Annotated in this window: 10 protein-coding genes; 6 read left to right on the top strand and 4 right to left on the bottom strand. The window is 64.1% G+C overall.

Annotated elements, in window-relative coordinates; genetic code table 11:
- Positions 1 to 24 precede the first annotated feature (24 nt).
- Positions 25 to 750 carry an ABC transporter ATP-binding protein gene (locus ABMC89_RS17370; protein ID WP_349570192.1) on the top strand — a complete coding sequence of 242 codons (726 nt, stop codon included), beginning with the start codon at positions 25 to 27 and terminating at the stop codon, positions 748 to 750.
- The gene (locus ABMC89_RS17365; protein ID WP_349570191.1) at positions 747 to 1478 is read left to right on the top strand and encodes an ABC transporter permease; all 732 of its coding nucleotides are present in this window, start codon (positions 747 to 749) and stop codon (positions 1476 to 1478) included. The genes ABMC89_RS17370 and ABMC89_RS17365 overlap by 4 nt, the downstream gene beginning before the upstream one ends.
- A gap of 129 nt (positions 1479 to 1607) precedes the next feature.
- Here ABMC89_RS17365 and ABMC89_RS17360 read toward each other — a convergent pair whose 3' ends face one another.
- The 3 genes from ABMC89_RS17360 to ABMC89_RS17350 form a co-directional block, all read right to left on the bottom strand.
- Positions 1608 to 3539, bottom strand: a complete 1932-nt coding sequence (locus ABMC89_RS17360) for a TRAP transporter permease (RefSeq protein ID WP_349570189.1) — start codon at positions 3537 to 3539, stop codon at positions 1608 to 1610.
- Between the two features lie 81 nt (positions 3540 to 3620).
- Positions 3621 to 4811, bottom strand: a complete 1191-nt coding sequence (locus tag ABMC89_RS17355; protein WP_349570187.1) for a TAXI family TRAP transporter solute-binding subunit — start codon at positions 4809 to 4811, stop codon at positions 3621 to 3623.
- A 588-nt stretch (positions 4812 to 5399) separates the two neighbouring features.
- Positions 5400 to 5762 (bottom strand): glycine cleavage system protein H, encoded by a 363-nt coding sequence (locus ABMC89_RS17350; RefSeq protein WP_349570185.1) that lies wholly within the window; start codon positions 5760 to 5762, stop codon positions 5400 to 5402.
- Positions 5763 to 6081: 319 nt separating this feature from the next.
- Here ABMC89_RS17350 and ABMC89_RS17345 point away from each other — a divergent pair, with 319 nt between their 5' ends.
- Genes ABMC89_RS17345 through ABMC89_RS17335 form a run of 3 tightly spaced genes read left to right on the top strand, consistent with a single transcriptional unit; the run spans position 6082 to position 16322 of the window.
- Entirely contained in the window at positions 6082 to 7764 is a 1683-nt protein-coding gene (locus ABMC89_RS17345) for a ShlB/FhaC/HecB family hemolysin secretion/activation protein (protein ID WP_349570183.1), read from the top strand.
- Complete coding sequence (locus ABMC89_RS17340; protein ID WP_349570181.1) at positions 7715 to 14401, top strand: MBG domain-containing protein; 6687 nt, start codon at positions 7715 to 7717, stop codon at positions 14399 to 14401. Before ABMC89_RS17345 ends, ABMC89_RS17340 begins: the two co-directional genes overlap by 50 nt.
- Before the next feature lie 7 nt (positions 14402 to 14408).
- Positions 14409 to 16322, top strand: coding sequence for a caspase family protein (locus ABMC89_RS17335; protein ID WP_349570179.1), 1914 nt, complete (start codon positions 14409 to 14411; stop codon positions 16320 to 16322).
- 6 nt (positions 16323 to 16328) lie between these two features.
- On the opposite strand, the gene ABMC89_RS17330 is transcribed toward ABMC89_RS17335, so the two are convergent.
- Positions 16329 to 18434, bottom strand: a complete 2106-nt coding sequence (locus tag ABMC89_RS17330; RefSeq protein ID WP_349570177.1) for a serine/threonine protein kinase — start codon at positions 18432 to 18434, stop codon at positions 16329 to 16331.
- A gap of 141 nt (positions 18435 to 18575) precedes the next feature.
- On the opposite strand from ABMC89_RS17330, the gene tssH reads away from it, so the two are divergent.
- Entirely contained in the window at positions 18576 to 21341 is a 2766-nt protein-coding gene (gene tssH, locus ABMC89_RS17325; protein ID WP_349570175.1) for a type VI secretion system ATPase TssH, read from the top strand.
- Position 21342: the final 1 nt, after the last annotated feature.

Below are 21342 nucleotides of genomic sequence, written 5' to 3'. Positions count from 1 at the left end.
GACCGGTGCAACGGGTCTGTCAGTATGACTACGGCTCCTGCGCTGGATCTGACGGGCAGTGCTGCGATCGGTGGAGTGCCGATTTTCGGGCCTCTTGCGCTTCGGGTGCCGGGCGGGGAATGGACCTGCCTGCTCGGCCCCTCCGGCACGGGCAAGTCCACCCTTTTGCGGGTGATTGCGGGCTTGGCGGACGAGGTCGCCTTCGAGGGCAGGCTGGTGGCAGGGGACGGGGCGACGTTGCGCCGCCGCATAGCGCTTATGGCGCAGGACGACCTGCTGTTGCCGTGGCTCGACGTGACGGCCAATGTCATGCTCGGCGCGCGACTGCGCGGTGAAAGGCCCCGGCGCGACCGCGCGCGCGAGGTGCTGAAACGTGTCGGTCTGGACGCTCATGCCGGCAAACGGCCCCATGCGTTGTCGGGCGGGCAGCGCCAGCGCGCCGCGCTCGCCCGCACCCTGATGGAGGACCGGCCAGTCGTATTGCTGGACGAACCCTTTTCGGCCCTCGATGCCAGATCGCGCGCGCGCATGCAGGATCTGGCAGCCGAGGTTCTGGCCGGTCGCACGGTCGTGCACGTCACCCACGACGTGGCCGAGGCCGCGCGGCTGGGGCAGCATGTTCTGCTGATGACGGGCGCAGGCATCACGTCGCGACCCCCGCCCGACACACCTGTGCCCCGTCCCTTCGATGCGCCCGAAACGCTGGCCTATCAGGGGCGGCTGTTGCGGCTGCTGATGGAGGCCGCATGATACGCGCCTGCCGCACGCTGGGGATCGCCCTGCTGGTGACCGCTGTCTGGCAGGCGATCGTCACCCTCGCCGATCTGCCGCGCTTTATCCTGCCCGGTCCGCAACTGGTCTTTGCCACGCTGTGGACCAGTCGCGCACTTCTGGCCGACCATGCGCTCGTCACCACGCTGGAGGTTATTCTGGGCCTCGGGATCGGTGCGCTGCTCGGCTTTGCCTCGGCGATCCTGCTCGCCGCGTCTCCGGTCGCCCGTTCGGTCCTGCGGCCTGTGCTGGTTTTCAGTCAGGCGGTGCCGGTCTTCGCGCTGGCGCCGATCCTGACACTCTGGCTTGGGTACGGGCTTTGGTCCAAGGTCGCGATGGCGCTTCTTATCATCTATTTCCCGGTGACATCGGCGTTCTTCGACGCGCTGATGCGCACACCGCCCGGCTGGCTGGAGCTTGCCCGCGGGATGAACGCCACGCCCGGTCGGATCCTGTGGCGTGTGCGGGTGCCATCCGCGATGCCGGGGTTTGCCTCTGGTCTGCGGCTGGCGGCGGTCTACGCTCCCATCGGGGCGATCATCGGCGAATGGGTCGGCGCGTCCTGCGGCCTTGGTTACCTGATGCTTCTGGCAAACGGTCGCGCAAAGATCGACCTGATGTTCGCCGCGCTGATCGTACTGGCGGTCCTGACGCTGCTCCTGCACGCGGCGGTCGATGCGGCCTGCCGCTGGATGTGGGAAAGCTGAGATCGGGACAGAGCCTTCAGAGCGCTCGCACCAGCCGCAAAGCGAAACGAGCGCATGATGCGCCCGCTCCGTGATGATTATTGACCGTCAACGATATGCTGCCGGCGATGGATGTGCAGCCTGCGCCGGCTAGACGACAGCCGTGTTTTCCTTGCTGTTGTCCCGCCAGATCAGGGCGACCATGGCAGCCGATGCCGCCCCCCCGATGACCGTGGTAAGCAGTCCCGGAAAGCTGAAGGCGAAGCCTGCCACAGCCAATGGAAGACGCATCCATGGACGCACCATGCCAAAGCCCAGGAGGTAGCCTTCGAGGCCACCGGCCAGCAGCATGATGCCTACGATGATCGATGGCAGAACGTAGATCAACGGGGTCAGATCCCCCTGCAGCACCAGCGCCGGCTGGAACAGGAAGAACAGCGGAACAAAGTAGATGACGACACCGAGCCGCATCGCGGTAAAGGAGGTCTGCATCGGTTTTGCCCCCGCGATTGTCGCCGCAAGGAAGGCGGCGGCGCCCACAGGCGGTGTGATGACCGACAGCATCGCGTAGTAGACGATGAAGAAGTGCACGGCCACGGTGTTCAGCCCGCCGATTTCGATGATGGCGGGCGCCAGTGTGACGGCGAGAAAGATATAGGCCACGATGGCAAGACCGGCCATGCCCATGATGAAACAGGCCAGCACGCCGAGTGCTATGATAAGATAGACGTTATCCCCGCCGAGGGCGACCAGACCGGAGGTCATGGAGCCGGTCACGCCGGTGATCGTCAGGGCGCTGACCACAAAAGCGATGGGCAGAATGATGGCGGCGGTCTGGGTGACCAGTACGCCCACCTGACGGAGTGTCGCGAACAGGCGCGTCGGTGTCATCATGGTAGAGCGTTGCAGGAAGCTGAGAGCGATCATCAGCGCGCTGGCATACCACGGGGCGTAGTATTCCCAGCGCATGTAGAGCAGCCCCCAGACCAGAAAGACCATGACCGACAGGAACGGCCAGCCGCGTTTCATGACCGCGCGCGCCGAAGGCAGGTTTTCCTGCTTCAGCCCGACAAGACCCTTGCGCGCGGCATAGGCGTCGACCTGCAGGATCAGGCCGAAGTAAAACAGCAGCGACGGCAGGATCGCGGCAACCATGATGGTCGCGTAGTCCACGCCGATCGTGATCGCCATGACAAAGGCGATGGCCCCCATCACGGGCGGCATGACGACGCCACCGGTCGAGGCGCAGGCCTCGATCGCGGCGGCATAGTGTGGCGGGTATCCGACCTTTTTCATGGTCGGGATGGTGATCGATCCGGTCCCCGCAATGTTCGAGAAGATAGAGCCAGAAAGCGAGCCGAAGAAGGCGCTTGCGACGATGGAAACCTTCGCAGCCCCGCCGCGATATTTTCCAAAGCCCGCATTGGCGAGATCGATAAAGAACTGCCCGGCCCCGGTCGCGATCAGAACCCCTGCAAAGACCAGAAAGCCAAGGACGATTTCCGCCACGATCTTTGTCGTGATGCCCATCAACCCCTCGGTGCGGAAGATATGCGCTTCGATCATCCGCTCGAAACTGTAGGGAATGCCCATCAGCAGGCCCGGAAAGAAGTCCGCGACCAGCGGGTAGAGACCCAGAAGGAAAACGACCAGCAGGAATGGCACCCCGCCAGAGCGGCGCGCGATTTCCAGCATCAGGACCCACAGCACGACACCGGCCGGAAAATTCGTCCAGCCCGATTGAACGATGTCCCAGGCGTAATTGGAGAACCACGCGCAGATCCCGAAGGCGATGGCGGCGGCGATCACATCGTAGAACGGCACGCCGGTCTGGCCCTTGCGTCCGGGCAGGGCGATGAATGCCGCAGCAAGGAATGTACCGATGAAAAACCAGTAATACTGTCCCTCGAGCATCCGCTTGCCCCCGATGGGCACCCCGAAGGCATAGCAGAGCCCAAGCGCCAGCCCCGCGGAGCATAGAACCACAAAGGCGATGGACGTGAACGAGAACATCGGGCCAAGCCGTGTAACCTCGTCGTTCGGCGCGCTGTCGGCGGCCGCTGAACTTTGCAGATCGGACATCTGGTGCTCCGGAAATTGGGGACTGTGGTCAAACGGGCGAAGCGGTCGGGCCGCTTCGCCGATTTTCGGATCAGACGCGTCTTAGAGCCGCGAACGGAACGCTGGCAGACCTTCGGTCGCCTTTTCCATGATCGCGAGGAACTCTTCGTCCTGGAAATCCGCGCGGACGCCCTGTTCGGCGGCGGTTTTCAGGCCCTCGTTGCGCGCTTCGATCCAGCGGTCCATCAGCGCGATCGCTTCTTCGTTCCACGCATCGTCCTCTTCGGTCCACTGGCCGATTTCGCGCAGGTATTTCACGGTTCCCTCGTGCACCGGAATCGGGTTCGCATTCAGGAATTCACGGAACAGGTCGACCGACATGCGGGTCGCCAGCGCATGCGTGCCCTTGTAGTTGTCAAAGGACGTGTGCAGCCATTTCGCCATGTTGTAGGCGAAATCCGTGTCCGCAGTGGCCGGTACCGAATAGACGAAATTCGATGTCATCGAATTCACACCCTGCGCCGTTTTCACGCCAAAGGAGATTTTGGTCGGGATCGTCATCGGACGCACGTTCAGGAAACGGTCCCAGGCTTCGGTATCGTCGGGGTCCATCGGCAACCAGCGGATGCTGCCGGGCGAACCCTCCATTTCGGACAGGACCGATGAGATCGGCGAGCAATAGGCCACGTCAGACTTGCCCTCAACCACGGAGCGGCAATTTTCGCCGTAGCTAGAGGCGGGAACGAATTCGATCTTTTCCTGCGCCTCTTCGGGGGACAGGCCGATAAAGCCGGGCAGGGCTTCGGTGATGACCGCAACGATCACCGGCGAAAAGACGCCGGATGTCACGCGCACGCCGCCCTTCGCGATATCGTCAAGGCTTTGGATGTCCGAATCGCCGGAGACGACAAAGCCCCAGGGCGTGTCGTTATGGTGCCACAGAATGCGCTGCGGCAGCGGCTTGGCCGAAGCATAGCCGCCGAAGCCTTCGGTCTGCGCGGCCATTTCAGACGCCGACACCGAAGAAATCGCGATATCCTCGCGGTCGGTCAGACGCTTGTAGCGCATCGGCTCGCTGTCTTCTGGCACGATGCGCACGGTTGTGCCTGTCTCTTCCTGAAGCGTGGGGCCCCAGCCGTTGGTCGAGGCAAAGCTGCCCGTCGAGGTGCCCGGTGTCCCGATGACCAGCAGACGCGGCCAGTCATAGTCCTGCGCCATTGCCGCAGCCGACAGCCCGAACGTAGCGAGCGCCGAGCCGAGGACCAACTGCGTAAATTTCTTTGTGGATTTCATTGTTTACCTTCCCGATGGTTTGTTTTTTCTCAAGTTGTCTTGATTGGAGCCGCAGCAACGTGATCGCGCGATCCGGCTGTGCGCATCGCGCGATGGCGGCAAAAGAGGTCCAGATACTGATTAGGCTTCTCCGGCATCCCCCTCTTGCCGTTTTGGCCTGCCTCGCCGGTCAAACGCAGTGTTCAACAGAGAGCCTTCCCGCGACCACGCCGAACATCACCCTCCCAGAGACACACGGCATAACCAGAGGTTAGGCTGAAAAACCCGAGGCCGCAATACCGCATGGCGGAATTGCGTTCCACGACCTGTGCGCCGGTATTTCGCCCGTGGGTTCTGTGCTTTGCGATTGGATTCAGACTGTGGGGATAGCCGAGCGAGCCGACCATTGCCCGTGTTCCGGCATGGTCACCCTGACAGGCAGCAGCCGGACAGGGCCGCCGCTTGGGAGGACAGCATTGCAGCCGGTTTTTCGAAGGGCAACCCTTCAAAAGTGAACATTCTGCAAAACGCCGAGGTGCCTTCGGAGCCATGGCAGATGCAGCGCGCTCAAGCGGCAAGAGCCGCCAAAGGCAAAAGGGAATATCTGCGCTATTCCTGCTCGTCGTCCGGCGTCTGCCGCGACAGAAGCGCGAGTTCGGAGCGGTCCTCCGCCCGCAGCTTGTACAGCCATCCGGCCCCTTCGGGCTCCTCACTGGCGAGCGTCGGCATGCGCGTGACGCCATCGTTGCATTCGATCACCTGACCCGACAGCGGCGCGACAAGGTCGGTCGCGGCCTTGGTGCTTTCGATCAGAACCGCCTCGTCGCCGATCTGGATACGATCGCCAAGCGGTGGCAATTCAACCAGCGTCAGCTTGCCCATCTCTTTCACAGCCCGCGCAGTCAGCCCCACCACAAAGCCATCCTGCGTCTCGCGGACCCACTGCAAATCCTTCGTGTAAAATATCGTCACGGCGTGCGACCTCTTCAAATGAGTGCATCGTAGCAACCCCGGACGTCCCGGAAAAGGCCGCTCGCGCGGGGGCGCACCGGTGCCGGATGCCTCGATCTGCGCTTGCATCGCAACTTTGCGCTTATAGGGGAAATGACCGAAATTTATCTTGCATAAAGCGGTGGCAGGCGGGTTACACTGTGATACGGGCCGAAATTATTCAGCGGCCGTTTCGTATCGAGTATCAATTTTTAATCAAAGTCATTGTTCTGGAGTGCACCCCATGGTGACAGCCAAGCTGCGTCTTGAAAACTTCCGTCGATTTGCCGCCTGTGCGGGAATGGCTGTCGCGCTTTGCACTGCAAGCCCTGCCTTGGCGCAGGACGGAACCACGGCCAGCACAGTCACCCCAGAGAGTTTCACGCCGCCCTTGCAGAATCTGAACGGGGCGATTGTCTTTTCCGGGGCAACGGGCACGCAGGCCCCTCCGGGTGCCGAACGGATCGGTGTCACCCTGTCGGGCGTGAACCTGCAGGGCGGATTGCCCCAGATGGCCGACGCGAACGCAAAGCTTGAGGCACGTCTGACCGGTCGCCGCGTACCGGTATCGGAACTGTTCAATGCTGTCGCGGCCTTGGAAGAGGATTACGCCAACGCGGGGTATGTTCTGGCCCGCGTCGTGCTGCCCCAGCAAAGCCTGCGGGACGGCGGCGTTCTGAAGGTACAGGTCGTCGATGGTTTCATCGAAGAGGTGAACGCGGAGTCGGTCCCGCCCGAAGTGCGCCAGCGCCTCGAGCGTCTGACCTCGACCCTCGAAAACCGCAGGGGCCTGACATTGGCCGAGCTTGAGCGGCAATTGCTGCTGGCGGGGGACACGGCGGGTGTGGCGCTCGGTACGGCGCTCGGATCGGGGCGGACACCGGGCGGCACGGTGCTGACCCTCGACCCCGAGTACAAGAAAATCACCGGCTTTGTCGGCTTCGACAATGCGATTTCCGACGATCTGGGAAAGCTGTCCCTGAATGCCGGGGTCGAATTCAACAGCCCCTTCGGATACGGCGAATCGATCTATGCCCGCGCTTCCGGCACGCCGAGCGGGTTTTTCGACAGTGATCCGCGCTACCGCGTGCTGGCGGCGGGTTTCGTGGTGCCGCTGGGCGTGTCCGGTCTGCTGTTGAACGCGGAGTTCACGACCAGTGACACGACCCCGGATAACGCCACGGCACCCACCCGGTCGAATTTCGACCGCCAGTCGCTGCGCCTGATCTATCCGGTGATCCGGTCGCGCCAGATGAACCTGACGACGACCTTTGCGGTCGACCGCCAGCAGGACAGCCAGGATCTGCTCACCATTGCCGGAGCGACGCCGATCTACGAAGACGAAACCACAGTCCTGCGCTTTGGCGCAAACTTCAGCTACATCCACGAGGACGGGGCATTCACCGATCTGGGGGCGGTGCTGTCGCGCGGGGTTGATGCGTGGGGCGCGCGCGGCGCCGATGACGTGGGCACCGGCACGCCGTTGTCGCGGCAGGGCGCGGATGCCGAATTTACCAAGCTCAGCCTCTCGGCCTTCCACCAGCGCGCTTTGTCCGAACGGATCATTCTGTCGGTTTCGGGCCGTGCGCAATTGTCTTTCGGGGATGCGCTGGTCACGTCCGAACAGTTCGGCCTCTCTGGCGCGAGCGCGCTGTCGGGGTTCGAATCCGGAGCGTTGCGCGGGGACCGCGGTTGGGTCGTCCGCGCCGAAATCGCGCACCAGACACGCACGACATTTGCAAATACGCCTTTCCTCGTCAGCCCCTATGCCTTTGTGGCCGCCGGGGGCGTTTCGATCGAACAACCAACCGCCGTCGAAAGCGGCCACGAAAGCGCCCATTCCTACGGCGTGGGGTTCGATCTTTTTTCACAGACAGAGTCGCGATTTAGAGCAAGCAGTTTGAGGGTCGAATTGGCCAAGGGAGAACGGGACAATGGTTCTGACGACACGCGTTTCAGCATTTCGGGTAATTTCCGCTTCTGAACGTTGGGGTGCCCGGCTGGCGCCGCTGACCCTGGTCATTCTGGGATTCCTGCACCCGCACACAGCATTTTCACAAGACGCCTTGCCGCAGGGGGGCACTGTCGCGCAGGGGGATGTATCGGTCTCTGTTCCCGGTGCGGGGGTGATGGTTCTTGATCAGGGCTCCGACCGCGCGGTGATGAACTGGGACAGCTTTTCGATCGGGCGGGGCAACTCTGTCGAGATCCGCCAGCCTGACCGCTCCAGCGCGATCCTGAACCGTGTGACAGGCGCCACCACCAGTGAAATTCACGGCAGGCTTTCGGCGACGGGCGAGGTCTATGTGGTCAACCCCAACGGTCTGCTGATCGGCAAAACCGGAGAGGTCAGCGCCGGTGGCGGCTTCGTGGGGTCGACGCTGGATACCGGTGACGATGATTTCATGGCCGGTCGGCTGCGGTTTGACGGTCTGGGCAGTTCCGCCGCTGTCGACAACCGCGGAACGATCACCGTGGGTCGGGGCGGGTTCGCGGCGCTTCTGGGCGGTCGGGTGTCAAACTCGGGGCTGGTGATGGTGCCGATGGGCCGGATCGGCTTCGGCGCGGGCGAGCGTGCCACGCTCGATCTGTCGGGCGACCGGTTCCTTCAGATCGAGGTGCCGTCCGAAGGCGACGGAGAGATGCGCGCGCTCATCGAAAACGCGGGCACCGTATCGGCAGAGGGCGGCAGCATCGAAATGCGCGCGGCGACCGCCCGCCATGCGGCCCGCCACGCCATCAACCTGTCCGGCGTGGCCGAGGCGCGGTCGGTGTCCGTGCGCAACGGCGTGATCACGCTGGGCGGCGGCGCGGGAGGGCGCGTCACGGTTTCGGGCCGCGTCACGACGCGCGCCAAGGCACCGCGCAGACCGGCGATCGTGGTGGCTGAATCGCCGCGGCCGCTCGCACGGCGCGGCGGCGGTGACGTGACGATCATCGGTCGGCAGATCGATCTGGCCGGGGCAAGCATCGACGCAAGCGGCCCGGAAGGGGGCGGCGTGATCCGCATCGGCGGGGCGCTGCGTGGCAGCGACGGGCTGCCGACCGCACTCTACCTCGGGGTCGATGCCGAAACGACCATCACCGCCGATGCCTGGAGCATGGGCGACGGTGGCCGCGTGATCCTGTGGTCCGACGAGCGGACCGAGTTCGCGGGTACGATTTCGGCGCGCGGAGGCGATCTGGGCGGTGACGGCGGCTTTGTCGAGGTGTCGGGCAAGGACACGCTGGCCTTTTCCGGCCTTGTCGATAGCCGCGCTCCGGCGGGTGCTGCGGGCCAGCTTCTTCTCGATCCGCGCAATCTGAACATCGATACCACTGACAGTGATCCCGGTGCGTCCTTCGTCGATGTCGCGGTCCTTTCCAGAAACCTCGAGTCCGGTAACGTCACGCTGACAACCGAAGATATCGACCTTTCGGATGCCGGAAACATCACCGTCAACGCCGAGGTCGCCTGGGCGAGCGGTTTTACCCTCGGTATGATCGCGGACAACGATATCGTCTTCAATGACGGGATCACCGCCCCGTCCGGAGGGTTGGAACTGACGGCGGATGGCACATTGACCACCGCTGCTGCGGGCGAGATCAACGTGGATACTTTCCGCTTGTTCAATGGAGACTGGCAGCAGCTGGGGGCGACCTTGCCCGGATTCAGCGCGCGTGATTTCGCGCTGTCGGGGGCGATCGGCACCAGCTTCCTGCGGGCCATGGGCGGAAGCGGCGTGGATGGCGATCCATATTTGCTGACGGATGCCTTCGGACTTCAGGGGATGGGATCCGATGGCCTGTCTTCGCAAAGTTTCGCCCTGGCCGGCACGATTGACGCGGCGGGCACCGACCAGTGGCAGCTTGGCCTCGGGTTCGATCCGATCAGCGCCCCGGTAGGGGCCTTTACCGGGTCACTCGACGGGCAGGGGAACAGCATCGACGACCTGACGGTTTTGACCTCCGAGATCGCGGGGCTGTTCGGCGAGACCAGCGGCGCAACGATCACGAATCTGACCTTGAATAACGCGAATGTTGCCGGTGACAGCAGCGTCGGCATCCTGTCCGGCCTGTCGGTGGATACGACGATCGACAACGTGGATGTGAACGGAACGCTCAGCCTGTTCGGCTCGGGCAATTTCGGCGGTCTGGTCGGCGAATTGCGCGGGGCCGGGTCCACGCTCAGCAACAGCAACTTCGACGGCAGCGTCGCCATTGAAAGCGAAAGCGATCTGAGCAACGCTATCGGCGGTCTTGTCGGGCGCAACTTCCTCGGCACGATTTCCAACAGCACGGTGAACGCAGCCATCACCGAAGGCGGCACGACGCTGGCGAACCGCTCGGTCGGCGGCGCGGTCGGCATCAACGGCGGCACCATGGTGGGTGTCGGCGCCACCGGTTCGGTCAGCGCCACCGCCAATGGTGGTCCGCTCTACATCGGTGGCCTTGCGGGCGAAAATAATTCGGTCGAAGGGATCGCCAACTCTTCAAGCTCGACAACGGTGAGCGTTACCGGCACCGGTTCAAGCGAGGTCGCCGCAGGGGGATTGATCGGGCGCAGCATCGGCTCGACCGCGGATGCCAGCGCGTCCGGCGCTGTTACCGTAAATGCCGAGGGCGCGCGGGTTGCCGTGGGCGGTCTGATTGGCCGCAATCAGGGGACCGCAACGCGGCGTGCAGAGCGGCTTTCGGCAACGGGGGACGTCACGGTCTCCAACCTCTCCGCCGAGGAAGCAACGCTGTCTTCCTATATCGGCGGTCTGGTCGGTGTGAACGCCGGCCCGATGACCGACGCCTCGGCCACGGGGGCGGTCACGGTTACGTCAGAACTGGTCAATTCCTTCGTTGGCGGGTTTGCCGGCTATAACGAGGCGGTGACCGAAGGCAGCCCGGAAGGCGATATTTCTGTCGCATTTGCGACCGGTCCGGTGAGCTATACCACCAACCTCGAAGGTGTGGTCGGCGGCTTTGTCGGTGGCAATGCGGGCTCGATAGAGGACGCCTATTCCAACAGCAGCGTCACCCTGCGGATGCCGTCGTTCGGGGTTGAACCTGTCCCCGATACCTACGGAACCGCGACAGGCGGCTTTGCCGGTCTCAACGAGGGCGCCATGACACGGACCGCCGCGCGCGGGCCGGTCGACAATCAGGCCGCGGCCGAGGTCGTGTCGGTCGTCGGCGGGCACACCGGTGCCAATGAAGGCGGTACGATCACGGACAGTTATTCGACCGGCGCCCTGACCGACAATTCCGGCGCGCCGCTGGGGATCGGATCGCTGGTGGGCGGCTCCACTGGCGGCGCCATCATCACCTCCCTCGGGGCAAGTACTGTCACCGTGGGCGGCGCCGGTGATCCGGGTGTCGAGGGGCTGGTGGGCTTCTACGACCGCGATCTCGTCACATCGGCGCCTACGACCAACGTCGTCAATTCCTACTGGGACGAAGACGCCTACGGCCGTACCAACCCGCCGGGCACCGGCGTTGGCCTTGGTCTTTCAACGGCAGAGCTTCAGGATACCGACGCATTCTTTGACCGCGCGACCGCCGACGGGTGGGATTTCACCGTCTGGGCACCGGGCGCTTCGGGGCGCTATCCGTCGATCTACAGCATCGATCGCGTTGTCTTCGCAGAGCCTGACCCGCTTGCCCTTGTCTACGGCGAGACACCCGATGCAACTGCGACAGGATCCGTCACCGGCGGGCCGTCCGCCTATGTTTTTGCCGATGCGGGCGAGACACTGGACACATCCCCGATCTTCCAGACGCTCACCTTCCCCGACAACACCGTCGGCACCCGCAGCTTCACGGTGGATACAACGCCGCTGACAAGCTCCGCAGCCGAAACCTACGCCGTCGTCGCACTCAGCGGGTCGGCCGACATCACACCGGCGCCGCTGGAAGTGACGGTAAACGACGCGCGCAAGACCTACGGCACAGGGCTGACCTTTGACGGCACCGAGTTCGCCATCACCGGCGGGGAGCTATTCTTTGCGGACAGCCTCGACACGATCACCATCGCCTCGGCGGGTGCTGCGGCGGAGGCGGAGGTGGCGGGCAGCCCCTACGCGATCACAGGATCCGCGCCGGTCACCGGCACGCGGATCGGGAACTACAGCATCGACTTCGTGGACGGTGCGCTCACGGTCGATCCCGCCGCGCTGGAAGTCACGGTGAGTGACGCGCGCAAGACCTATGGCACGGGTCTGACCTTTGACGGCACCGAGTTCGCCATCACCGGCGGCGAGTTGTTCTTTGCGGACAGCCTCGACACGATCACCATCGCCTCGGACGGCGCTGCGGCGGAGGCGGAAGTGGCGGGCAGCCCTTATGCGATCACCGGGTCCGCGCCGGTCACCGGCACGCGGATCGGGAACTACAGCATCGACTTCGTGGATGGTGCGCTCACTGTCGATCCCGCCACGCTGGAAGTGACGGTAAACGACGCGCGCAAGACCTACGGCGCGGGGCTGACCTTTGACGGCACCGAATTCGCCATCACCGGCGGCGAGCTGTTCTTTGCGGACAGCCTCGACACGATCACCATCGCCTCGGCGGGTGCTGCGGCTGAAGCGGAAGTGGCGGGTAGCCCCTACGCGATCACCGGATCCGCACCGGTCACCGGCACGCGGATCGGGAACTACAGCATCGACTTCGTGGAAGGTGCGCTCACGGTCGATCCAGCCCCTCTGGAAGTGACGGTGAGTGACGCGCGCAAGACCTACGGCACGGGGCTGTCTTTCGACGGCACGGAGTTTGCCATAACCGGCGGCGAGCTTTTCTTTGCGGACAGCCTCGACACGATCAGCATCGCTTCGGCGGGCGCTGCGGCGGAGGCGGAAGTGGCGGGCAGCCCCTACGCGATCACGGGGTCCGCGCCGGTCACCGGCACGCGGATCGGGAACTACAGCATCGACTTCGTGGAAGGCGCGCTCACGGTCGATCCCGCGGCGCTGGAAGTGACGGTAAACGACGCGCGCAAGACCTACGGCACAGGGCTGACCTTTGACGGCACCGAGTTCGCCATCACCGGCGGGGAGCTGTTCTTTGCGGACAGCCTCGACACGATCACCATCGCCTCGGCGGGTGCTGCGGCGGAGGCGGAGGTGGCGGGCAGCCCCTACGCGATCACAGGATCCGCGCCGGTCACCGGCACGCGGATCGGGAACTACAGCATCGACTTCGTGGACGGTGCGCTCACGGTCGATCCCGCCGCGCTGGAAGTCACGGTGAGTGACGCGCGCAAGACCTATGGCACGGGTCTGACCTTTGACGGCACCGAGTTCGCCATCACCGGCGGCGAGTTGTTCTTTGCGGACAGCCTCGACACGATCACCATCGCCTCGGACGGCGCTGCGGCGGAGGCGGAAGTGGCGGGCAGCCCTTATGCGATCACCGGGTCCGCGCCGGTCACCGGCACGCGGATCGGGAACTACAGCATCGACTTCGTGGATGGTGCGCTCACTGTCGATCCCGCCACGCTGGAAGTGACGGTAAACGACGCGCGCAAGACCTACGGCGCGGGGCTGACCTTTGACGGCACGGAGTTCGCCATCACCGGCGGGGAGCTGTTCTTCGCGGACAGTCTCGACACGATCACCATCGCCTCGGACGGCGCTGCGGCTGAAGCGGAAGTGGCGGGCAGCCCCTACGCCATCACGGGGGCCGCGCCGTCAGGCACCGGTTTGCAGAATTACGACATCAGCCTTGCGAACGGTGCGCTCACGGTCGATCCGGCGGCTTTGGAGATCACCGCCGACGACAGGACGAAAACGGAGGGCGAGGCAGTCGCCTTTGACGGAACCGAATTCACCGCCCGTGGTCTGCTGCTGTCCGACATTGTCGACAGTGTGACGCTCTTCAGTGAGGGGGCCGCGGTGGAAGCAACGGCAACCGACAGCCCCTTTGCCATCGAAGTCCTTGCCGCAGAGGGGGACCGGCTGGAGAACTACGCGATCACCTTTACCGATGGCGCCCTGACGGTTCTGGAAGCCGAAGAGGAAGCGGAGGCGCCGATTTTCCGGCCAGAGGTGGCCCCGGTCTTCACGCTGCCGAATCCGGCAGACCGGATCACGCTATCGCTGTCGATCGGGGAGGAGAGTGGACCGGCGGGCCTGGGCAACGGATCGGGTGGCGGCACACCCGCCACCGCCGCAGCCCTGTCGGACGCGCGCGAGACGCTGGAAACCGTTCAGGAAATCGCCGGCACGCTTGAACTGGCGTCGGGTTCCTGTGCCGAGATTTCGGGGGATGTGGACCGGTACCTTGCCTGTCTGTCGGATGCTTTGGATGATTTCGCGAACGAGTTGGACGAGATCGCGACCGATCTGCCGCCCGGCATGCAGGATGTTGCACGCATCGTCCGCGATGCGCGGCAGAACGTGAATGCGGCGCGCAGCCGTGCCCAAAGCAGGCTTGCCGCCGCCACGACAGATGCGCAGCGTGACCAGATCCGCCGTGATGCCGCCAGCGAAGCGCGGGCCGCACTGGACACGGCCGCCGCCGAAATCCGCAAATCCATCGCCTTCGTGCGGGTGGATGATCCCGAACTTGCGTCGGTCCAGCGTGCGACGATCACCACGGTTGCCGCAGCGGTCGACAGCGTCGGTATCGAGCTGAGCCGCGCCACGGGCCTGTGATGCAATGATGCGTGTTCTTGCAGGTCTGTTTGTCCTCTGGGCGGCGCTTGTCGCCGGTGCTGCCAGCGCCGAAACGCGGTTGGCGCTGGTGGTGGGCAATTCTGATTACGCCCGCATCGCGGCTTTGGAGAATCCGAAGAACGACGCCCTCGATATCTCGGTGGCCCTCGAAGGGCTGGGATTCGAGGTCATGCTCGAGATCGACGCCACGCGCGAAAGGTTCGCGCGCCTGATCGATGATTTTGGCGCGCGTGCGGAAGATGCGGACGTGGTGCTGCTCTATTATGCGGGTCACGGGTTCCAGATCGACGGGCGCAACTATCTTGTTCCGACCGATGCCGCGATTGCCTCAGCCGCGGATCTTGTGGACCAGACACTGGGGCTGGATGCGCTCTTGCGCGCGATGGAGCGGTCGCAGGGCGTGAAGCTGGTGTTTCTGGACGCCTGTCGCGACAACCCCTTCGGCGCGGTCGATGATCCGCGCGTCGGCAGCGGTCTTGCGCGGGTGGGAACCGAGGCGAATTTCCTGTTCTCCTATGCCACACAGCCCGACAACGTGGCCTACGACGGCCTTGGCAGAAACAGTTTCTTCACGGAAGCGATGCTGCACCATCTCTATACCCCCGGTCAGGACGTGGCGCAGATGATGATCGGTGTGCGCCGCGATGTGCTGGCGGCGACGGGGGGCAAGCAGATCCCGTGGGAGAATTCGTCGCTGACGCGCAATTTCCAGTTCAACATCAGCCCGCCTACGATTTCCGAGGAAAGCATGCTCTACCAGATTGCGGTGGACGAACGCGACCCCGACCTTCTGTCGCTGTACATGGAGCGCTACCCCACCGGCGCGCATACCGAAGAAGCAATGGCGTTTCTGGAAACCGGCACCAGAACACGCTCGCTGGAGGGATCGGGTGGCGTGGACCGTGCAGAGCGCCTGTGGGAACTGGCACAGCGCAGCCGGATGCGCCCGCTGCTGGAGCTTTACCTCGAACGCTACCCGGACGCGCCGAACAGCGCGGAGGCGGCACGGCTGCTGGGCAATCTGCCGCGTCCTGAAGACGCGACACCGGGCAAGATCTGCGAACGGCTTGCCACGCATCCGCGTGATGCCACGGCCGAAAACCGCGGCGTGCCGTTCTCGCGACTGCAACAGAACGCGGTCGCGGCGATTCAGGCGTGCAGCGCTGCGGCCTCGCGCCAGCCCGAACTGCCGCACTATGTGGCACTTCTGGCCCGCGCCACGGCGGCGACCGGTGATCTGGAACGCGCGGTCGTGCTTTATCGCAACGCGGCGGACCGTGGTGATCTGCGCGCCATGGTCAGCCTCGCGCAACTGACTGAAAGGGGCACCGCCGTCCCGATGGATGTCGAGCGGGCGCTGGAGCTCTACGAGCGGGCGGCAGAGGGGGGCAGCCATGATGCGATGATCAATCTCGCCATCACATTGCTGGAAGGCACGACGGTGCCGGCAGAGCCTGCGCGCGCCATCGCCCTTCTCAAAAGGGCATCCGAGGAAGGATCGGCCAAGGCGACCTTCAACCTCGGCGTTCTGGCGCAGGACGGCGCGGTGGATGATCCTTCTGACGCGCTTGCGTATTTTCAGCGCGCCGCGCGTGATGGAGAGCCCGAAGGATACCGCGCTGCGGCGATCCTTCTGGACGAGGGCAGGGGCGTGCCGCGTGACCCCGACAAGGCCGCGATCATGCTGCTGCGCGGGGCCGCCGAGGACCGGGGCGAAGTGCTGCGCCAGTTGACGGACCTGCCCGACCAATGGTCGCGCGATACGATCCGCGCGGTGCAGGGTGTTCTGAAGGAGGCGGGGTATTATGCCGCAGAGATCGACGGCCTGCCGGGGGCGAACTTTACCGCCGCGCTGACCAAGTGGCGCAACGGCGGGTTCAACGCGGCGGTGCTGAACTGATCGCCGTCAGGGGCGGGCATCGATGATCCGTGCCGCCACCCCGAGAATCTGCTCCTCGCGCCCTTCCAGCGCTTCCGCCAGCGCTTGGGCGACCGATTTCACGCTTTCATCACGGGGCCTGCGCATGTCGAACAGCTTCTCGCGGGACAGGATCGCGACGATTTCTGACTTGCCGTAGTTGTCTGCATCCACCTCGATGGCGAGGCGGGAGGGATCTTCCTGCAAGGCCGCGATGGGCCAGAGCACACGGATGCGCCTGACGCCGTTTGCGACCTGCCCCAGATTGTCGACCAGATGTTCTGTCTGGTTGATATTGGGCAGGATGTTGAAAACCTTTCCGGTATTGTCCACCACCATCACCCAAAGCGACGCATCCGTTATCGTCGCGGGCATCTGGATATCGACCACCGGATTGTCTCCGGTGTTGAAAACACCGGTCAGCGCGGGCTCTCCTGTGTCACCGCGCCCCAGCCAGATCGATACCGCTCCGGATGCGGCAGGTGGCAGCACTGCGCGGATCGCGCAGAGATCGCTGTTCAGCACGGTTACTTCCATGCGTATGTCCCGCTCTCCGATCATCGGGGATATCGCCTGCTCCAGCGTTGGTATGTCTTTCGCGCTGGCGACATCTCCGGTCACGGTAACGGTGTCGTACATTGCGAAAGTACCGGCGTCGTCGCCCAGAACGGTCAGCGGCCCGCAGGTGGATTGCGCATCGAGGATCGGCCGCAGCGCCCCAGTTGCCAGCGTTTCGGGCCCGGCGAGGATCTCGCGCGAGATCTGCAAGCCGCTGCGCGCGGCCCAGTCGGTAAGCGCGTTGCGGGTGGCGTCCCGTGTCATCCGGTCCGGTGCGAGGCCAGTCACGCTGAGATCGCGGTCCGACACGTCAAGCTGCCAGTCGCTCATCGGCTCCATCAGGGTCAGGACGTCGGCGATGTCCGAAGGCCAGTCCGGGTCCGGCGCGCCATCGGCCAGTTGCAGGGCATCCTCCGGCACGCTGCGCCCACTCGCGCCCGCGTAGGCGGCGGAAAGGAGCGCCGCTGCCTCCGCATCCGGTGCATGGCCGACCAATGTCCCCTCGCCGCCGCCCGAGGTCGCGGTCAGCGTGTAGGGCGATGCCACCGGCAGCGCGGGTGTCAGCCATCCGCCCGACAGCGTCGCAAGTGCTGCACCTGCCATCACAACAACCGCAACCGCGGCGAACAAGAGCCCTCGCCCGCCCGGTTTCTTTTGCCCGTCGCCCCTGCGCGGGGTGACCGTGGTCGACGCGCGGTGCGTATCGGGCTTCAGCCACCGGTCCAACTGGTCCAGCGCCGCGCGCGCTGTCTCGGGGCGATCCGCCGGATCGGGTGCACACAAGAGCGTGACCAGATCGCGAAGCGGCGCGTCGAGGCCCGAGGTATCGAGAGGTTCTTTCTTGAAGCGCACGACCTCGCCGGGGTTGGTGCCCACGTCCGGCACCTCCCGCCGCGCCACCGCCAGGAGCGAGGCGCCAAGCGCGTAAAGATCGGTGCGGTAGTCGGCCCTCCCATCAAGCTGTTCGGGGGCCGCATATTCGTATTTGCCCGCAAAGTTCGTGCCCACGATCGTGCGCGCACCTGCAGCGGTATCCTTGGCGATGCCGAAGTCGATGATCGTGGCCTTCGCCGCCTCCCCGTCGCGCAGGATGATGTTATCGGGGCTGAGATCGCGGTGCACGATCCCCTGTGCATGGGTTGCCTCCAGCCCGCTCAGCACCCTATGCGCGACAATCAGCAGTTCCTGATCGCTCAGCCGCCTCTCGAACATCAGGTCGCTCAGCGCCACGCCGTCGACGTAGTCCATCACCAGAAACACATGTCCGTCGTCGGTGCGCGAACATTCCGAATAGCGCACGACGGCATTGTGCATGATGTTGCGCATCTGCTCTTCGCGCTTCATCAGCTCCAGATAGTCGGCATTGCCGGAAAACCGCGCGTTCAGCGCCTTGATCGCCGACAGGCGCTCGGTGATCTGGTTGACCGCCAGATACACTTCGCCAGTGCCGCCGCGCCCCAGTAGCCCTTTGATTTCGTATGTATTGTTCAGCACCTGTCCGGCTGAAAAAATGTCCGACGGCCTCGGATCCTTCATCAAATGATCCCTTCTGGATGCGCTGTGTTCAAAAATGTCGATTCAAATTGAAAATCAGTCTAGCATAGGACTCAGGTTCATTTTGACCATTTTTCTAACCCGGTTTTTTTACATAACAGATTTTCAGGAGGACGTTGCGCCATGGCTGCACGCGGTTCCAATGAAACCATCAAGCGCAAGGAGCTTGTGGGAAAACTCAACCCGACTTGCCTGAAGGGATTTTCCGAAGCGGCGCAGGCGGCGAAGCGGCGCGGCAACCCTTATGTGGAGCTTGTGCATTTCATTACCGCGCTGGCCGATACCGACGGGTCGGATCTGGCCCTGCTGATGGATGCCGCGGGGGTGGACAGGCACAGGTTCGACGGTGATGTGCTCAAGGCGACGGATGCGCTGCCCCACGGCGCGGGATCGGTCGAGGAATTTTCCGACCACATCTTTCGCGCGATTCAGGAGGCGTGGAATTACGCCACTTTCGAGTTCGGCGAGGATACGGTCCGGTCCGCCTATGTGATCCTTGCGGCGCTGAAGGTGCCGGTGCTCGAAGGGTTGCTGTTCAAGATCAGTCTGGAGTTCGACAAGTTCGATGTGGAGGCGATGGCGTCCGATCTGGACAATCTGCTGGCCAACTCGGTGGAGCGCACGGGCGACAGTGCCGCCGCAGAAACCGCTGGCCGCAAACCCGCACCCGGCGGGAAATCGGCACTGGCCCTTTATGCCACAAACCTGACCGAACGGGCCCGCGACGGCAAGATGGATCCGGTGGTGGGTCGTGATCCAGAAATCCGCCAGATTGTCGACATCCTGATGCGCCGCAAGCAGAACAACCCGATTCTGACCGGCGAGGCAGGGGTGGGCAAGACCGCCGTTGTCGAAGGGTTCGCACAGCGTCTGGCAAAGGGCGACGTGCCGCCGCAGTTGCGCAATGTCGATCTGCACATGCTCGACATCGGGCTGATGCAGGCAGGGGCCAGCGTCAAGGGCGAGTTTGAAAAGCGGTTGAAGTCGGTCATCGAAGAAGTGCAGTCCAGCGACACGCCGATCATCCTTTTCATCGACGAGGCGCATACCCTCATCGGCGCGGGTGGGTCGGCGGGCACGGGCGATGCTGCCAACCTGCTGAAGCCCGCACTTGCGCGGGGCGAGCTGCGCACTGTCGCGGCGACCACCTGGGCCGAGTACAAGCAGCATATCGAACCCGATCCGGCCCTGACGCGCCGCTTTCAGGTGGTCAAGGTCGACGAACCCGACGAGGCCAAGGCGATCCTGATGTGCCGCGGCATCGCGGGGGTTCTGGAAAAACACCACCAGGTCGAACTTCTGGACGAGGCGATCGAGGCCGCCGTCAAGCTGTCGCACCGCTATATTCCCAGTCGCCAGTTGCCTGACAAGGCGATCAGCCTGCTCGACACCGCCTGCGCGCGTGTTGCAGTCAGCCAGCACGCCACGCCCGCCGAAGTCGAGGACGCGCAGCGCAGGCTCGACGCGCTGGAGATCGAGGCGGGCATCATCGAGCGCGAGGAAGCCATCGGCATCGACGTGGCCGACCGCAAGGAAGCGGTCGAGGCCAATCTGGCCGACGCGCAGCAGGTCTTCGATGCCGCCAACGTCCGCTGGGAAGCCGAGCGCGAGATCGTCACCGAGATCCTCGATCTGCGTGCGCAGTTGCGCGGGCTGGGCGCCGCCGTGGACGATACCGGCGATCTGGGCGATGCGGATGCCGACATGATGGAAGAAATGGCCGAGGCCGAAGGTGCCCCCGATGCCACGCTGGAAGCGGATGCGGATGCGGATGCCGAAGATCGCGCCGAACCGTTCGACCGCGAGCAAACGCTGGCAAGGCTCAAGGCGCGGATGGCCGACCTCACAGAGGCCCAGGGCGAGACGCCACTGATCCTGCCGTCGGTGGACAGGCTGGCCGTCGGCTCTGTCGTGCAGGACTGGACCGGCATCCCGATGGGCCGCATGCTTTCGAGCCAGACCGAACGTGCGCTGAGCCTTGCGGCGACGCTGGCCGAACGGGTGGTCGGGCAGGATCACGCGATGGAGATGATCGCCAACCGCATCCAGACATCCGCCGCGGGGCTGAAGCCCCCGGAGAAACCGGTGGGCGTTTTCATGCTCTGCGGCCCGTCCGGTGTCGGCAAGACCGAGACCGCGCTGGCGCTGGCTGAACTGATGTACGGAGGCGAGGACAACCTGATCTCGATCAACATGAGCGAGTTTCAGGAGGCGCACACCGTCTCGACCCTGAAAGGCGCACCGCCCGGATACGTGGGCTATGGCAAGGGCGGTATCCTGACCGAAGCGGTGCGCCGCCGCCCCTATTCCGTTGTCCTTCTCGACGAGGTCGAAAAGGCGCATTCGGACGTGCACGAGATCTTCTTTCAGGTTTTCGACAAGGGGATGATGGACGACAGCGAAGGCCGCAGGATCGATTTCAAGAATACGCTCATTCTGCTCACCTCGAACGTCGGCTCGGAAGAGATCATGGCGATGACCGAGGACGGCAAGGTCGCCGCCGACGCCGAGGAGTTGAACAGGGCGCTGCGTGCGCCATTGCTGAACGTCTTTCCCGCTGCCCTGCTGGGCCGGGTCGTGACCATCCCCTACTACCCGCTCAACGACGCGATGATCGAGGCGATCACCGGTCACAAGCTGCGCAGCCTGTCGAAACGGCTGGGCGAAGGGTATGGCGCCGAGTTGGTGGTGGATCCCTCTGCGCTGCAGGTCATCAAGGACCGCTGCACCGAGATCGAAAGCGGGGGCCGCATGATCGACGCGATCCTGACCAACACGCTGATGCCCGAACTCAGCCGCCGCATCCTGAACTACCGGCTGGAAGGCCGCGATCTGCACAAGGTCACGGTGTCGGGCGGTGCGGACGGCTTTGCCTACGATTTCGAGTGAG

The organism is Sulfitobacter sp. HNIBRBA3233 (assembly GCF_040149665.1).
Taxonomy (GTDB): domain Bacteria; phylum Pseudomonadota; class Alphaproteobacteria; order Rhodobacterales; family Rhodobacteraceae; genus Sulfitobacter; species Sulfitobacter marinivivus.
Note: the sequence above shows the minus strand (reverse complement) of the source record. Positions and strands in the feature narration are given on the sequence as shown.

Coding starts and splice junctions, on each gene's coding strand:
- ABMC89_RS17360 (WP_349570189.1), bottom strand. CDS start 3,539: ATGTCCGATCTGCAAAGTTCAGCGGCCGCCGACAGCGCGCCGAACGAC.
- ABMC89_RS17330 (WP_349570177.1), bottom strand. CDS start 18,434: ATGAAGGATCCGAGGCCGTCGGACATTTTTTCAGCCGGACAGGTGCTG.
- ABMC89_RS17340 (WP_349570181.1), top strand. CDS start 7,715: ATGGTTCTGACGACACGCGTTTCAGCATTTCGGGTAATTTCCGCTTCT.
- ABMC89_RS17335 (WP_349570179.1), top strand. CDS start 14,409: ATGCGTGTTCTTGCAGGTCTGTTTGTCCTCTGGGCGGCGCTTGTCGCC.
- ABMC89_RS17355 (WP_349570187.1), bottom strand. CDS start 4,811: ATGAAATCCACAAAGAAATTTACGCAGTTGGTCCTCGGCTCGGCGCTC.
- ABMC89_RS17370 (WP_349570192.1), top strand. CDS start 25: ATGACTACGGCTCCTGCGCTGGATCTGACGGGCAGTGCTGCGATCGGT.
- ABMC89_RS17365 (WP_349570191.1), top strand. CDS start 747: ATGATACGCGCCTGCCGCACGCTGGGGATCGCCCTGCTGGTGACCGCT.
- ABMC89_RS17345 (WP_349570183.1), top strand. CDS start 6,082: ATGGCTGTCGCGCTTTGCACTGCAAGCCCTGCCTTGGCGCAGGACGGA.
- tssH (WP_349570175.1), top strand. CDS start 18,576: ATGGCTGCACGCGGTTCCAATGAAACCATCAAGCGCAAGGAGCTTGTG.